The sequence below is a fragment of the Erwinia sp. B116 genome (genome assembly GCF_002865965.1).
In the GTDB taxonomy this organism is placed as follows: Bacteria; Pseudomonadota; Gammaproteobacteria; order Enterobacterales; family Enterobacteriaceae; genus Erwinia.
In genome coordinates, this window is record NZ_JRZZ01000010.1 from 22,777 (window position 1) to 39,015 (window position 16,239).

At 61.6% G+C, this 16,239-nt stretch carries 7 protein-coding genes, 1 tRNA gene and 2 pseudogenes; 7 read left to right on the forward strand and 3 right to left on the reverse strand.

Features of this window, described 5'->3' with window-relative positions; translation table 11 throughout:
* From NV64_RS09545 to NV64_RS09550, 3 genes and pseudogenes are all read right to left on the reverse strand, one after another.
* A partial coding sequence (locus NV64_RS09545) for a hemagglutinin repeat-containing protein (RefSeq protein WP_101505803.1) occupies positions 1–8,049 on the reverse strand: 8,049 nt, incomplete at its 3' end.
* Positions 8,012–8,092 (reverse strand): annotated as a pseudogene (locus NV64_RS24495) (ESPR-type extended signal peptide-containing protein); the annotation flags it as partial. The pseudogene NV64_RS24495 and the gene NV64_RS09545, both read right to left, overlap by 38 nt.
* 114 nt (positions 8,093–8,206) lie before the next feature.
* Positions 8,207–9,919, reverse strand: coding sequence for a ShlB/FhaC/HecB family hemolysin secretion/activation protein (locus tag NV64_RS09550; RefSeq protein ID WP_101505804.1), 1,713 nt, complete (start codon positions 9,917–9,919; stop codon positions 8,207–8,209).
* Between the two features lie 680 nt (positions 9,920–10,599).
* Here NV64_RS09550 and NV64_RS09555 point away from each other — a divergent pair.
* The 7 genes and pseudogenes from NV64_RS09555 (at position 10,600) to NV64_RS09585 (ending at position 16,213) form a co-directional block, all read left to right on the forward strand.
* Positions 10,600–11,511, forward strand: a complete 912-nt coding sequence (locus NV64_RS09555) for a metal ABC transporter substrate-binding protein (RefSeq protein ID WP_101505805.1) — start codon at positions 10,600–10,602, stop codon at positions 11,509–11,511.
* Entirely contained in the window at positions 11,508–12,284 is a 777-nt protein-coding gene (locus NV64_RS09560; RefSeq protein ID WP_101505806.1) for a manganese/iron ABC transporter ATP-binding protein, read from the forward strand. The genes NV64_RS09555 and NV64_RS09560 overlap by 4 nt, the downstream gene beginning before the upstream one ends.
* Positions 12,281–13,120 (forward strand): annotated as a pseudogene (gene sitC / locus NV64_RS09565) (iron/manganese ABC transporter permease subunit SitC); the annotation flags it as partial. The gene NV64_RS09560 and the pseudogene sitC, both read left to right, overlap by 4 nt.
* Positions 13,121–13,296: 176 nt before the next feature.
* Entirely contained in the window at positions 13,297–14,130 is an 834-nt protein-coding gene (locus tag NV64_RS09570; protein ID WP_101505808.1) for a metal ABC transporter permease, read from the forward strand.
* Positions 14,131–14,285: 155 nt separating this feature from the next.
* A tRNA-Asn gene (locus tag NV64_RS09575) sits at positions 14,286–14,361 on the forward strand.
* Between the two features lie 356 nt (positions 14,362–14,717).
* Positions 14,718–15,410, forward strand: a complete 693-nt coding sequence (locus tag NV64_RS09580; RefSeq protein ID WP_056236437.1) for a GntR family transcriptional regulator — start codon at positions 14,718–14,720, stop codon at positions 15,408–15,410.
* Between the two features lie 14 nt (positions 15,411–15,424).
* Positions 15,425–16,213, forward strand: a complete 789-nt coding sequence (locus NV64_RS09585) for an amino acid ABC transporter ATP-binding protein (RefSeq protein ID WP_056236439.1) — start codon at positions 15,425–15,427, stop codon at positions 16,211–16,213.
* The last annotated feature ends 26 nt before the right edge of the window (positions 16,214–16,239 follow it).

A 16,239-nucleotide genomic window follows, 5' to 3' on the forward strand; every position in this document is an offset into this window, starting at 1 on the left:
GCCGCCCGCCAGGCCCTGCACCGCCGCCGTCGCCGCCTGGATACCCTGCTGGATCGCGCTGCCGGTGCCCCACCGCGCCTGCGCGTTGCTGTGCGCCTGCTTCAGCACGTCTGATTCGCTGAACGGTTTGCCCTTCGACTCCAGCTCCGCCCGCGCCTCCGCCAGTTTCGCCGGGTCGGTTTCCGCCCGCAGGCCGTTGATTTCACCCTGAGTTCTGGCGATATCCGCCGCCTGGCTACCTATCTCCGCAATAAGCTGCGCCTGCTGTAGCCGCTTCTGCTCCTTCTCCTTGTTAAATATCGGCCCGATGCTGCCGTTAGCACCCTCAACGTCACGGCTCAGCTGAGAAACATCCTGCTTCTGGGCGTTCCCGTCGCGGATGGTGATACTGCCCGCACTCACCGCCGCTTTGGTGGTCCCTTCCGCGCTCTCTTTGTGGTTTACCCCTGCCAGCAGCGCGTTTTCCATATTGCCGCCAAACTGGCTGCCGATGCTGCCGCCGCTGCTCAGGCCCACGCCCTGATGTTGCGACTTCACGTCGGCCCTGTTGTGGATATCGCTCCAGCCCAGCGTGCCGGTGGTCAGGCTGTTTGTATCCGCCGTGGCGGTGGAGCTGATGACGGAGCCGTCCAGCTGCGTATGCTTACCGACGTTAACGTTAAAGCCGCCTTCACCGGCAAACAGCCCGCTCTGCTCCCGCACCGAGTCGTAGTTGCTGTGGATTTTATCGCGGCTGGCGCTGACGCTGCCCGATGCGACGCCCGCGCCCAGGGTATAACCGGCTCCCGCGCTGGCGTTCTGCTGCCTGCTGTCGTAGCGGTCGCCGTCCTGCTCTGAAGCAATGGTCAGGTTGCCGCCAGCGTCAGCCACAATCGCTTTCCCGCTGGCCTGCGCCCCCTTCAGCGTCGTGTCGCCGCCGCTGATGATAACCAGATTATTGCCCGCGCTAACGGTGGTCTCAGTATGGGTCAGGCCGTTGCCGTGTTCGCTGCCTTTACCGGCATTTACGTTCGCCGAGACGTTGAACCCGGCCCCGCCGGAGCCGGCGGTGACCCCCACGCCAAGGCTGCCGCCCCTGCTGCTGTTTTTCCCTTCACTCTGTTCGCGGTTTTGCGCGGAAGTGAGGTTGATATCATTTTTCGCGTTCAGCGCCACATCGCCACCGGCGTCAACCTGGCTGCCGTTGATGCTGATATTGCCGTTATCGCTGGCACCCGCGTTCCCCTGCCCGGTGGCCGTGATGCTGATATTGCCACCGGCGCTGAGGGTGCTGCCCTGCGCGCGGCTGCTGTCGCTGTGACTTTCGCTTTTCGACGACTGGCTGCCGAGAGAGGCGCTGATGCCGATCGTATCGGTGGCGCCTTTTTCAAATCCTTCGTCGCCAGGTTTTAGCCCGGCAGCCTGATTGCGTGCATCAGCCGCGCCGGTTTTCGCGCTGTCCATCTCCATCGCCTGTTGCGCCTGCACCGCGGCAAGCCCGGTTTTGGTTGCCTGCAATCCGGCCAGGCGGCTGTCGCTCTCCTTACGGGCGGCCTGCGCGGCGGTGACGGCCGTGTTGATGGCCCCACCCGCCGCGCCGGAGAGCGCAAGGGTCAGGCCGCTGCTTTTCTGTTCAAAGCGTTCATCACGGGTACGCTGGTCATGTCCCGGATCGACGGTGACGCTGCTGCCGCTCAGCGTCATATTCTTACCGGCCACCAGATCCGCACCCGCGACATGCACCGCATCGTTAGCCGTAATGTTCAGGCTGCCATCGCGGCTGCCAATGGTGCTGACGCTCTGGCTCTGGGTGGTGCCCTTCTCGTCAATCTCATGACGGCTGGACTGTTTGCCGATGCTGAAACCAATGCCACCGGTGCCAGACAGCCCGCTTTTTTTCTTCTCCTCCAGCAGGTAATGAGCGTCGGTTTCGGTGGCGGCGCTGATATCAACCCGGTTGCCCGCGCGGATGTTAACATCGTCATCACCCACGACGGCCGAGCCGCTGACCCTGACATCATGTCCGGCAGTAACGGTTACCCTGTTTCCGCTGAGGGTAGATCCCTGCTCCCGAGTGACGCGATCCTCCTGCGCAATATGAGTGGTTTTTTTGTTCAGGAAGCCCTTCTTCGTACTCCGGACGTCGCTGGACTGCTCTTCACGTTCGGTCGCGGTATTCAGGATTACGTCCCGCTTCGCCGACACCGCCACCTCGCCACTTTCACTGTGCAGGGTGCTGGCCGTCAGGGTGACATCGCCCGAGGTCGCGTTAAGCAGCACCCCCTCCTGGCCGCTGAAGGTGCTGCCAGTCACGCCATCGCGGTGGGCTTCCAGCGTGCGGCTGGCCTTCGTTTTGCCCTGCCGGGTACTTTCAGCGTCCGCAATTGACGAGGTGATATGTACTTCGCCAATGCTGACCTGGTTTGCCGTAACGCTGACGCTGCCTGAAGTGCTGTCAACCTGTGCGCCCTCCGCCCGGAATGTATTACCTGCCTGCAGATCCACACCGCCCGCACCGCTGATGCTGCTGAGCTGCTGGCGGGTCTCATCATACTGGTTGCTGACCCGCGTATTGCCGCTCGCGGCGTTGAGCAGGCTGGAGCTGCTGACCTCCTCTGCCAGCAGGTTCATATTGCCCCCGGCGCTGGCCTTCAGTTGCCCGCCGGCAGCGAGCTGGCTGCCCTTAACCGTCAGATCGTTGTCGGCGTTGATGCTGAGCCTGCCGTTGGAGGTGATACTGCTGCCCAGCGCCTGCTGCCACTCCCCGCTGACCGTCGCCAGGCGTGAGCCTGCCTCTTCACGATCGCCCGCCGCACGCCCCCCCAGCGAACCGGATATCACCTCATAGCTGCCGGCATGGCTGCTTCGGGCGCTGCCGATAGTGATGTTATGGGTGGCGTTGATGGCGAGATCCTCTCTGGCCGCCAGCTTCGCGCCCTTCATCGTGATATCGCCGCCGTTGAGGTCAATCTTCCGCGCGCTGACTGCCGCCTGCCGCAGCGCGTTCTGCAGATCGGTACTGATGTCGATCAGATTCGCCCGGACCTGCACGGCATCGGCGCGAATGTCACCGCCCTGATGGTGGAATTGGCCGGCGGTGACCTCCAGCGCCCCGTCGGCAAACAGATTACCCGCATTGTTAATGCTCTCTGCCGACAGCTTCAGCTCGCCGCCGCCAATTAACGCGCCATCGCCGGTCAGCCGCAGCGTACCGGGGGCCAGATAGACTTTCGGCACCAGCACCGTCTGTGGCCCCGCTGCGGTCTGCACCGTTTCACTCACCAGCCAGACGATATCCTGCTGCAGCGCGGCAATCTGCGCCGGGGTCAGCGCCACGCCGGTTGTCAGTTGCAGATCGCTGGCCGCCTGCGCGCCGCTGTTCATCAGCGCCTGATACTGCGCCATCGCGTCCTCACCGTGCAGCGAAGGCCGCCCGGTCAGGTTCAGCAGCTGTTCACGCACCACCCGCTGCTCATAGAAGCCGTCGCCAAGGCGCTTGTGCACGGCTGCCGGATCGTAACCCACCCGCTGCAGCAGATAGTCGCTGCTGATAAATTTGCCGCGGTCGGCAAAGCGCGGATCGGTCACCACCAGATACGGGCTTTCCGGCCCGGGGCGCTGATGGAACAGGCCGTTATCCGGGATATGGCTGGCGACCTTTTCCGCCTGCTGCTGCGCGGTCAGCGACGGGTCGGTTTCACCCGGACGCTGCTCGCCCGCCTGCACCTGTGTGGCCAGCGGGTTACGTTCCCGCTCTTCGCGCGCCGCCTGTGCGGCCTGCTGCGCCGCCTCGGTAAGGCTGGTCTGCGCCTGGCCAACGGTGGTGTTGCTAATGCTGACGGCGGTAATGGTGGTGTTGCGATTACCACTGATGATGCCGTCAATCGTGCTGAGCGCGGTGGTCTCATCGCGATCGAACTCAGGATGCCAGTGCACGGTGTCTTTATCGTAGTGATCGACGATGTGCTCCTGGCGCCGTTCGTTAACCGAGTAGCCGATATTTTTCACTTCACCGCCACCGCTGACGGCCAGATCGCCATTAGCACCGATCGTGCTGGCATCGTTTAGCAATTCGTTACGGATAGTTAAAGACATACTGCCGCCGGCCAGAATGCGGGCGGCGCTCCCCTCGGAAACCAGCCTGTCGCGGAGGACTTTGCCGCTGGCACTGCGTTCACGCAGGTTGTTGTAATCGGTCACCTGCGGCGCATTGAAGATGTCGAGGTGGCGCTGCGGATCCCACTGCTCGATCTGCCCCTCATCAAACTCGCGCCAGAAGGTGTTGTGATAAGGGGTGGGCACGTCATCCTGGTGGCTGCCGCGCGTGGCGTAGAAGGTCAGGTCAAAGCCCCCCTCAGCCCCCGGCTTCAGCGCCAGATAGTTCACCCACAGCTCAATTTCCCTGCCGTGATTGTTCTTTACCCGCACCTTCGCGCGTTTGTTATCCGCATCGATATCGAGGATTGTGCCATAGCGGCTGCTGTTAACCGCTGAATCATCCCGGTACGGAATATGCTGCGTCACCGGAGCCATGGTGTTTTTATCGCGGTTGACCCCGGACTTGTAGGACCGCCAGTAGTAGTTGTAACGGTGCCAGCGGTAATCCTCTTCTTCCGCTTCCCGTTCGATTTCCAGGCCGATACGGCGGTTCTCCAGCCGGGCAGCGTTGAAGGCAACGTTGCCATCCGCCTCAATGGTGGCGGCAAGGTTCTCAATCAGATCGCCGCTGCGCAGCTGCAGATCGCCAGCGCTGTAGATCAGCGCGTCGTCACGGTTGGTCAGCCGCTGGCGGGCGGTGAGATCGGTGCGTTCGGTTGCGGCGATCAGCGCCTGGCTGCCGTGATTGTCGAGGGTGCCAGTGGTTACCGCAATGCGATCGCCGGTTAAGGTGGCGCGGTTGTCCAGCCGGTCGCTGGCTATCTGCAGGTTGTCGGCCTCAATCCGGCCGTCATTCTGCAGCAGTCCGGTGGTAAGCTGCAGCGTTTTTCCGACCAGGCTGCCGCTGTTGTTCAGGCCGTTGCTGGTGAGCTGCAGATCGCCGGGCAGCAGCCACTGTGCCAGGTTGGTTAATACCCCGGCCACGCTCAGCGTCACCCTGCCGTTGCTGGTCAGCGTGTCGCCCGTGCGATGGGTGTAGTCGCCGCCCAGTGCCAGCGTCAGCGCCCGGCCGCCGGTGAGTGAACCGCCGGTATTATTCAGTGCGCGCAGCGTAGCATTCAGGGTGCCGCCGCTCTCAATGGTGCCGCGCTGATTCAGGAGTTCAGCCACGCCCGGGGCAGCATCTGCCGTGGAAAGCGCCCGGTCAGCGGCGGATAGCGCGGCTGCGCTGTGATCCGCTGCCCTGGCCTCATCAGCCTTAGCCAGACCCTGCAGTGTGACATCGCCCTCTGCCAGCAGCCGACCCTCGCGGTTATCCAGCCGGTCGCTGGCGATGTTCAGCGAACTGCTGCTGTAGATCTGACCTTCACGGTTGGCCAGGCCGGTTGCCGCAATCACCGCCGCCAGACGGCTGGTGAGATGCCCCTGGCGGTTATCAAGATCCTGCGCCTGCAGCTGCAGGCTGCCGTCTGCGGTCAGCTGCCCGTTACGGTTATCCAGCGTCCGGGCGGCGAGCAGCTTAAGCTCGCTGCCACCATAAACCTCGCCGTGGCGGTTATCGATGTTGCCGGCGTTAACGCTCATCACGCCGTTCGCTTTCAGCTGCCCGCTGCGGTTATCCAGCTCGCTCAGTTTGAGTGTGGCATCACCGCTGCTCAGCACGCTGCCGTTGCGATTTTCCAGCCGTCCTGCCTCCAGCGTCACAATCTGCTGGCCGCCGATCCAGCCGTCATTGTTGTTCACATTACCCGTATGCAGCCGCACCGCCTGCTGGCCGAACAGGCGGCCGTTGCGGTTGTCCAGAGTACCGCCGCCATTCAGCGTCAGCTCGCCGGCCTGCAGCGTGCCACCCTGGTTATCCGTGTCGCCGTCAATATCAAGCCGGAGATGCTCAACGGCCAGCAGCTTGCCGCCCGCGTTATTCAGCCCTTGCGCCGTCAGCTGCAGGTTCTCTGCCATCACCTGCGCATCGCGGTTATCCCATACGCCTGCGGTGCTCAGGCCCAGCGTGCCGCCGCTGATGATTTTTCCCTGCTGATTATTGATGCCGTCACGGGCATTCATCGTCAGCGATCCCTGGCTGGTCAGAGTGCCGTTGACGTTACTGATGCTACCGGCATCCAGCGCCAGCGCGCCGTTGCTGCCGAGCAGCCCGCCATCATTACCGATCGGGCCGTCAGTCTGCCAGCGCTGCGCCTGCTCCCCCAGCGCCACCAGACGTCCGTTGGCGTTGTTCAGCGATGCCGCCTGCAGGCTGAGGTCCTGCGCTTCAATGCTGCCGCTGCGGTTATCCAGCGCGCCGGTCAGCTGAAAGCGGCTGAGGGCATCACCGGTCTGCGTCCAGACGCCGCCCTCAGCCCACAGATCGTTGCCGGTAATCTGCCAGCTTCCCGCGCTGACTGAAGCGTTCTGTGCCGCAATATCACCGGAGGTGGTCAGCCACAGCTGGCCGACGTCGAGGGTCGCGCCGGCCAGTGAGACGGCAGCCGGTGCAGCGTCTGCCGGAGACTGTTGCCGATCTGCCTGCTGATTATGGCCTGTCTGAGGGGGATTATTCGCCAGCCGGGCTGAAGGGGCCTGCTGCGGTTTTTCGGTCAGAGTGGCCGATCCGCGGCGTTTCGTTCTTTCTGTCCGCCTGTCCGTGTCTGAGCTTTGCAGTATCGCGCGTCCGGCTGCCAGCCGGCTGCCGCTCAGGTCGACCCGGCTGCCGCTGACAGTGACGTCTCCCCGACTTAACAGCCTGCCACCGGCACGAACCGTACCTTTACTCTTCAGGGTCAGATCCGCCTTATGCACCAGCGAACTGTTGATATCGCTACCCGCCAGCAGATTTCCCCGGCTGTCGATGCCCTGCGCAGCCTGCAGCGACACGTCCCCGGCCGCAGCCAGTGTACCGGACTGGCGAAGATGTCCGCTGGTGCTGCTGACCTGCAGTTTTCCTCCCGTATGGAGGGTGCCGTGCTGTTCAATATCGTCGCGAGCCTGCAGGCGAATATCGCCACCGGCCTGGGTATGCGCATTATCCTGCCACACCAGCCGCCCGTTGCTGCTGACGGTCAGCGTTTTGTCCGCCTGCAGCTGGCCGCCACGGTTGCGCACGCCAACGCCCGCTTCGGTAGCGATCATACGGATCGCCCCGCTGTACATGCCGCCCATCTGGCCCATATCGATGGCCAGTTCCGCTGGCCCACTCTCCACCGCCAGCGGCTGAATAACCGAGCCATCGGCGCTGATGCGGTTGCGCCCGGCCACCACCGTGGCCTCACGGGTGGCGCGAATGCTGCCGTTAATCTTCACCGTGCGCGCCAGCAGCTCAACGTAAGCCGTGTCGTTACGGGCATTATCGTTCAGCCCGCCGCCCGCCACCTCAATCCGTCCGCGCTCCACCTGCCAGCCCGCCAGGCTACCGTCCTGGTTCCACTGCGGTTTGCCGGTGCTCAGCGTCATACGCCCGGCGTTGATGGTGCCGCATCCGTCGCACAGCAGCCCGGCCGGGTTGGCGACAATCACCTGCGCCTTACCGCCCGCCACCTCAAGATAACCTCTCAGCTGACTGGGGTTACTGCTGTTGACCTCGTTGAGGATCACCCGCGCCGGATCGCGCCCGTTCAGGTTCGGATTGCCCTGAACCATGCCTGCCAGCTGCGTCTGCGTCATGGTCGCTGAGTTGTTAAGGATCGCCCCGCGTTTATCCACATCAAACTGCTGGTACTGATTGTGCGACAGCCCGGCCTGGTTTGGCGCGCTGATATTGACCTGCGGCAGGCCGTTCTGCGTATCGATCACCTGCGGCTGCTGGCTGGCGGGGGCACGCCCGTCGGCGACAATACCTGCCGCCAGCACCGGCGTGGCGCTGACGGCCAGCCCGACCAGCAGCGCCAGCGGACGCAGCGCGACCCAACGCCTGTGGCCGCCCCTGGGCGGGGGGCGTGCCGCAGCCGCGCGCCAGCTCGGATACCACCTGCAGTTCACCGCGTGTGCGGTTGACGATATGACGATAACAGCGCTTGTTCATGATTTTCTTCCCTGAAAAAAGTGATTGATAAGTCAGTTATTTACCGTCAGCAGCACGGCGATTACCCTGCGCCTTCAGGGGCGTGGGGATGAAAGGCAAAACGGTTGCCTGATGCTACAGCTGCAGGCTGACGCTAAACCCGCTGGTCAGCCCGGAGGTGTGAAACCCCTGCGGCTTCACCAGCGGCACGCCGGCAAACAGGTCGTAGCTCAGCCGCTGCCACAGTGCGCCACGCAGGCCAACGGCGCTGCCCGCCAGCTGGTGCCCGGTCAGATAGCGGGTGCCGGGGCCAGCCACACGGCCATAGTCGACCGCCCAGTAGAGCTCATGGCCGGGTAACGGCGCGCGCCACGCCAGTTCGTTACGCCACTGCACACCGCGTTCGCCAGAGAGCAGTTCTTCACCGTCAAAGCCGCGTACGGTGTAGCGGCCGGCAATCGCCATCCGGTCCTGCGGCGTCAGGGCATGGTGGCTCCACTGGCCGCTCAACGTGCCGTTGTAACGCCAGGCCGACGTCAACGGCAGGTTCAGGTTCAGGTCGCCGCTGGCGATGCCGGTACGGGCGCTGCCGCCGTGATAAGACTCTTCAGGCGCGGGCAGCGCGCCAAATGCGCCGGTGCCGCGCCGCCAGCGCAGGCTGGCGTCAAGCGTTGCGCTGTTCAGATAACTGTGCTGATTAATCCCTGCCTCCCAGCCTGCCGTGCGGCGGTGCTGCTGGCTGAGATCAATGCCGTCGACGGCGTTGGTAGCCTGGCGGCCCCAGGCGCTGAGGCTAAGCGACGTTTTGTGCGACTGACTGCGCAGCAGCAGGCGCGAGACGGTAAAACGCGCGTTTTCACTTTTGCCGCTGTAGGTCAGGATATCGCCCGCGCTCGGCAGATTCTGATGGTAGGTGTAGTCGTTGTAGTTGGCGCTAAACAGCCAGTAGCCATAGGGGATCATGTAGTTCAGCGTATGCGAGCGATTGCCAAACGGCCCGTGCTGAAACAGATCACGCCCGACGCTGGCATAGAACAGATCGTTCTGGGCAAACGGCGCGTCGACCGACAAGGTGGCCGAGCCGAGATAGCGCCCGGTACTCTTCGATCCGCCGTCATCCACGGCCAGGCTCAGGTGCAGCGGGCGGCTCTCCTGCCAGCCGATCAGCAGGTCGCTGCTGCCCTCCTGCTGGCCGGGCACGATACGGATATCGGCGGCCACGTTCGGCACCCGGCGCAGGTTCTCCAGCGCCTGTTCAATATCGCGCAGATTAAGCAGATCGCCGCGCCGCGCCGGCAGTGCATTCCACAGCCGGCCACGCCAGCCCACCGGATCGCTGAAGCGAACAACACCGATGCGCCCCGGCTGCAGCGTCAGGGTTAACACACCGTGGCTGAGGTCCTGCTCCCGGGCCATCACCCGGGTGGTGACATAGCCGCGCGCAAGAATGGCGTTCTGCACGCGATCCAGCGCCAGTTTAATGCCCCGCCCGCCCAGACAGCGCCCGTCAATGCCGTTGACCGCCGCCAGCGCCCACTGAAAACGGCCCGCGTCTTCGCCCTCCAGCCGCACGCTGTGCAACGGAAAACAGGGCTTCTCGTTGGCCGGATACGCCGTCACCGCCAGTGGCGGCACGCTCAGGCGGACCTCAGGGCGTGGAGTATTTTGCTGTTGCAACGCGCGTTCACGCTCCTGCTGGCGCTGTTGTTCACTGGCATCCCTGAGCGCGGCCGCACGCTCCTGCTCCGGGCTGGCGGTGGGGGGAGCGGCGCACAGCGGGGTTGAGCAGAGTAATAGTGCGCCACAGCCAAATGACGCCGCTGAAAAAGTTCGATAATACAGGTTCATCCATGACTCCCATGCCAGATTAAATGGAAACATCCTGCCGCTTAATAACCAGAAAACGCTTAAACTTCTGTGTTAATGTTATTTCCGCTCAAAAAAACAGCAGCATTTTATTTGATATAAAAAATTACAACAATCAACGACGGATAAACAAAAGGAAGGTTCAGTGAACTTTTCAGGTAAAGCACATTTTACCTAAACCACTAAAAAATAGTAAAATATCCATTTTAAAATCAAAAGAAACTCACATAAAAAATTACATCTCTACTGATGAAAAAACAAAATACCTTATTTTATCAAGGGCAGTTCGATTAAAACCTTAATTGCAGAATTACATTAATCCGTTTTATTTTTGGTACAGCCTGCACGCTGTTATCAGTCATCTGAAAATAACCCGCGCCTTCCGATTCAACGCAACCTGAACGGGTTAAGCAGCCTCGCCCTGACGTTTCGTTTTCCTGTCATCTCACTGTGCGATACTGCGCTTTCCAGCCCTCCGCTCCCTGCCTTCTCACTGACAACCCGGCCGGTCGCCACGCGCCTGCTCCCCATCCCCACCTGCTCAGCTGACAAATTTTTACCGAATCAGGAGCAAAAAATGCTCACCCTGAGTTATAGCCTGTGCTATACCTTATAGCATCAGCTAATCACCCTGCGTCATTACCCCGTTCAGGAGAATCCGAATGCCCCGACTGTTACGCTTACCCCGGCTGCTCTGCGCCCTCACCCTTGCCGTCCTGCCCCTGTCCGGCGCGCTGGCGGCGGAGAAGCTGAAAGTCATCACCACCTTTACGGTGATTGCCGATATGGCGAAAAACGTCGCGGGCGACAGCGCCGACGTCGCGTCCATCACCAGGCCGGGAGCAGAAATCCACGAGTATCAGCCAACGCCGGGCGACATTAAGCGGGCGCAGGGCGCGCAGCTGATCCTCGCCAACGGTCTGAACCTGGAACTGTGGTTTAACCGCTTCTATCAGCACCTGAAAGGAGTGCCGGAAGTGGTGGTCTCCTCAGGGGTGGTACCGATGGGCATTGGTGAAGGCCCGTATCAGGGTAAACCTAACCCGCACGCCTGGATGTCGGCCGACAATGCGCTGATCTACGTCGATAATATTCGCGACGCGCTGGTGAAGTACGACCCGGCCAACGCGGCCAGCTACCAGCAGAACGCCGAGCGCTACAAGCAGCAGATCCGCGCCACCGTCGCCCCGGCGAAACAGGCGCTGGCGCAGATCCCGCAGGATAAGCGCTGGCTGGTCAGCAGCGAGGGGGCCTTCTCCTACCTGACCCGCGACTACGGGCTGAAAGAACTCTATCTGTGGCCGATCAACGCCGATCAGCAGGGTACGCCGCAGCAGGTGAGAAAAGTGATCGATGCGGTAAAACAGCATCATATCCCGGCGGTATTCAGCGAAAGCACCATCTCCGATAAACCGGCGCGCCAGGTGGCCCGCGAGACGGGCAGCCACTACGGCGGCGTGCTCTACGTTGACTCGCTGAGCGCGGCCGATGGTCCGGTGCCGACCTACCTCGACCTGCTGCGCGTCACCAGCGACACCATCGTCAAGGGTATCCAGCAGGGGATGGCAAAATGACCGGCGTCCCGGCCAGCGTGGTGCGGCCTGACGGCATCCGCATTGATAACCTGATGGTCACCTACCGCAACGGCCACACCGCGCTGCGCGACACCTCGCTGACCCTGCCGACCGGCAGCATTAGCGCCCTGGTCGGGATTAACGGCTCCGGTAAATCGACGCTGTTCAAGGCGATTATGGGCTTTGTGCCGCTGGCCAGCGGCAGCATCACCCTGCTCGACCGGCCGGGCAGCCAGGCGCTGAAGCAGAACCTGGTCTCCTACGTGCCGCAGGCGGAGGACGTTGACTGGTCGTTCCCGGTGCTGGTGGAGGACGTGGTGATGATGGGCCGCTACGGCCATATGAACTGGCTGCGCATCGCCCGCCGCGAGGATCACCGGCTGGTGGAGGAGGCGCTGGCGCGGGTCAATATGCTGGAGTTCCGCAAGCGGCAGATCGGCGAGCTCTCCGGCGGGCAGAAAAAGCGCGTGTTCCTGGCGCGTGCCATCGCCCAGCGCGGTGAGGTGATCCTGCTCGACGAGCCGTTTACCGGCGTTGACGTTAATACCGAACGGCAGATCATCAGCCTGCTGCGTGAACTGCGCGACGAGGGGCGCACGCTGCTGGTCTCCACCCATAATCTGGCTTCGGTCACCGACTACTGCGATCGCACGGTGATCGTTAAGGGCACGGTGCTGGCCAGCGGCGAGACGCGCACCACCTTTACCCGCGAAAACCTTGAGGCCGCCTTCAGCGGCGCGCTGCGCGAGATCAACTGGGAGAACCTGAAGTGAGCTGGCTCATTGAACCCTTCACCTACCAGTACATGCTCAACGCCATGTGGGTGTCGGCGCTGGTCGGCGGCGTCTGCGCGTTTCTCTCCTGCTATCTAATGTTAAAGGGCTGGTCGCTGATTGGTGACGCCCTCTCCCACTCGATCGTGCCCGGCGTGGCCGGTGCTTATATGCTCGGCCTGCCGTTTGCCCTCGGCGCGTTTCTCTCCGGCGGGCTGGCGGCAGGCAGCATGCTGTTCCTCAACCAGCGCTCCCGACTGAAAGAGGACGCAATTATCGGCCTGATCTTCTCCTCGTTCTTCGGGCTGGGGCTGTTTATGGTGTCGCTGAACCCGACCTCGGTGAATATTCAGACCATCATCATGGGCAATATTCTGGCCATCGCCCCGGAGGATATCGTGCAGCTGGCGGTAATTGGCTTTGTCTCGCTGCTGATCCTGCTGCTGAAGTGGAAAGACCTGATGGTGGCCTTTTTTGACGAGAGCCACGCGCGCTCGATTGGCCTGAGCCCGCCGCGGCTCAAGCTGCTGTTTTTCACCCTGCTGGCCGCCTGTACGGTCGCCGCGCTGCAGACCGTCGGCGCGTTTCTGGTGATCTGCCTGGTGGTGACGCCGGGGGCAACCGCCTACCTGCTCACCGACCGCTTTGAGCGCCTGCTGCTGATTGCGGTACTGATCGGCAGCCTGACCAGCTTCTTCGGCGCGTGGCTGAGTTACTGGCTGAACGGCGCGACCGGCGGCATTATCGTGCTGGCACAGACGCTGGTGTTCCTGGCGGCGTTTATCTTTGCGCCGAAGCACGGCTGGCTGGCGCGCAGGCAGCGTGGCCTCCAGGCGCGGCGCCAGCCTGACTCTGCAGCAAACGCTTTATCCGATCTGCAGGCCGTCATTCAACCCGGACATCAGCCCGACGATAGCAATAAAGTGCCTGCCTCGGGTCAGTCTGACTCCCGATCCCGGTTAGCGAGTGACTCTGCACTGCGGACGATCCCTGGCTCTTCTCAGGAGCGGCTCTGATGCTTAACGTTTTGCTGCAACCCTTTGAGTTCGACTTTATGGTCAACGCGCTGACCATTTCGCTGGTGGTCGCCATCCCCTGCGCGCTGCTGTCATGCTTTATGGTGCTTAAAGGCTGGTCGTTGATGGGTGACGCCATGAGCCACGCGGTGTTTCCCGGCGTGGTGGTGGCGTACATCATCGGTATTCCGGTGGCGATCGGTGCCTTTGTCGCCGGGCTGTTCTGCGCGCTGGCCAGCGGCTGGCTGTCGGACAACAGCCGCATCAAGCGTGATACGGTGATGGGCATCGTCTTCTCCGGCATGTTTGCGCTCGGGCTGGTGCTTTACGTGTCGATTCAGTCGGAGGTGCATCTCGACCACATTCTGTTTGGCGATATGCTCGGGGTGTCTTTTGCCGATATCGCGCAGACCGCCGCCATCGCGGCCGTGGTGCTGCTGGTGGTCGTGGTGAAATGGCGCGATCTGCTGCTGCACGCCTTCGACCCAAGCCAGGCGAAGGCCAGCGGCCTGAACACCGGACTGCTGCACTACGGCCTGCTGTGTCTGATTGCCATGACCATCGTAGCCACGCTGTCGTCGGTGGGAATTATTCTGTCGATTGCGCTGCTGATCGCGCCGGGGGCCATCGCCCTGCTGCTGATGCGCCGCTTTGCCACGGTAATGATCTGCGCGGTGCTGCTGTCGGTCGCGGTCTGTTTTAGCGGCACATATCTGGCATTTTTCCTCGACAGCGCCCCGGCACCGACCATTGTGGTGCTGTTCAGCCTGCTGTTTATCCTCTCCTTCAGCTATGCCCGGCTGCGGGACAGCCGCACGGTCAGCGCCTGATCCTCGTCTTCCCCCGGCTTTTCACCGGGGGATTAGACGGTAAATGCACGACAAATCATCAGCTTGTTGAAAACATCGGCACTCAGTCACTTTTATGACGTTTACGCGTTGACACCCCGACCCGCGATGATTAATATGCGCCTCGTTCACACGATTCCTCTGTAGTTCAGTTGGTAGAACGGCGGACTGTTAATCCGTATGTCACTGGTTCGAGTCCAGTCAGAGGAGCCAAATTTGAAAACCCCGCTCAGGGAAACCTGAGCGGGGTTTTTGCTTTCTGGCGATCCCGAACCGCCAGAGGAAGAGAACGCCCGGCTCAGGGAGCAGCTTGCGCAAGCCATACGGGATAAGAAGTGCTTCAGCCGGGCCTGGGCCGAAAGGACTGCCGACAGTCCAGAGGCGGAATTCATGCTGTTAATGTTCAGGTTGTTGTGCCTGTAACTCAAAGTGGCTCAGGCCGTTTTCCCTCCCCCTCTCCCTCCTTTGGATAAAATGCTATTAATTAGATCAAACCGCTATTACTCTTTTACTTAAGTTTATCTTATAGTCTCTTAAGATTGTCGACAGTCGACAAAAAAGGATGCCCGATGGATATCAACCCTGTGACTCCCCGCGTAACGCTGCGTACTGAAGTGGGTGAACGGCTGCGTCAGGCGATCATAGAACGTCAACTGGCGCCGGGCAGTAAGCTGACCGAGTCACGGCTGGCCCAGGAGTTTGGCGTCAGCCGCGCGCCGATGCGCGAGGCCATTTCGGCGCTGGTGGAAGAAGGGCTGCTGGTGGCTAAACCCTATGCGGGCTACTACGTGCAGTCGCTGAATGAGCAGAGCCTGCGCGATCTGTACGATATGCGTCGGGTGCTGGAAACCTTCGCCTTTGAGCTGGTGTGGCCGAAGCGGGATGAGGCGTTTCGTGCCGCGCTGCATCAGCGTCATGAAGCGCTGCTGCAGATCCTGCTACAGGATGACAAATTCGCGGCGATTAAGGCCGAGTTGCACCTGCACGGCACCGCCTTTGACTTTTGTGGCAACGAGTTGTTAGTCAGTACCTGGCGCAGCTTATCCGGCCGGCTACAACTTTACTGGTCGCTGCACCAGGATATTCATGGCCGTAAAGGCGCCCGTCTGGACGCCCATGAAAGCTATGTCGCACTGGCCTGTGGCGATGACTGGCAGGCGATGCGGGAAGATATCGCTGAGCACGTGTACCGCGGGGTGGAAAAAGTGGTGGAGTCAGTGAAAATCCACCAGGGGCTTATCGCTCCCGCCAAAAGAACCTGATAAGAGAACCGCTTATGTCACACCCTTTGCTGACCATCAGCCAGCTGCACAAGCGTTTTGGTGACCACCACGTGCTGAAAGGCGTCGATCTGACGGTAAATGCCGGCGATCGCATCGCGATTATCGGTGGCAGTGGTTCAGGTAAAAGCACCCTGCTGCGCTGCCTGAATTTTATGGAACTGCCCAGCGCCGGAGAGATTACCCTCGACGGCCGGCTGATTGGCAAGGCGCTGCCGCCGGCCGGTAACGGTGAAAAACGCGTACAGTACAGCGAGGCTGAACTCTGTGAGGTGCGCAAAAAAATTGGCATGGTGTTTCAGCAGTTCAACCTCTTCCCACAGATGACCGTCCTGCAGAACGTGATGGAGGGGCTGGTACAGGTGAAGCGCCTTAAAAAAGCCCGGGCGCAGGAGATTGCCTTAGCCGAGCTGAATAAGGTCGGGCTGGGCGATAAGGCGCAGGCTTACCCTGGCCGCCTTTCCGGCGGGCAGCAGCAGCGGGTGGCGATCGCCCGCGCGCTGGCGATGCAGCCGGAAATTATGCTGTTTGATGAACCGACCTCGTCGCTGGATCCGGAACTGGTCGGTGAGGTACTGACCAGCATCCGCAGCCTGGCTGACGAGGGCCGCACCCTGCTGCTGGTGACCCACGAGCTGGGTTTTGCTTACCACTTCGCCAGCCGGGTGATCTTCTTTGCCGACGGTGAATTTTACGAGAGCGGCACGCCGGACGAGGTGCTGAAGCACCCGCAGCGGCCGAAAACCCGGGCGTTTATCGACCGTTTTACCACCTTCAGCTTTTAGCTGATTCCCGGCGCCTGCACCAGGGA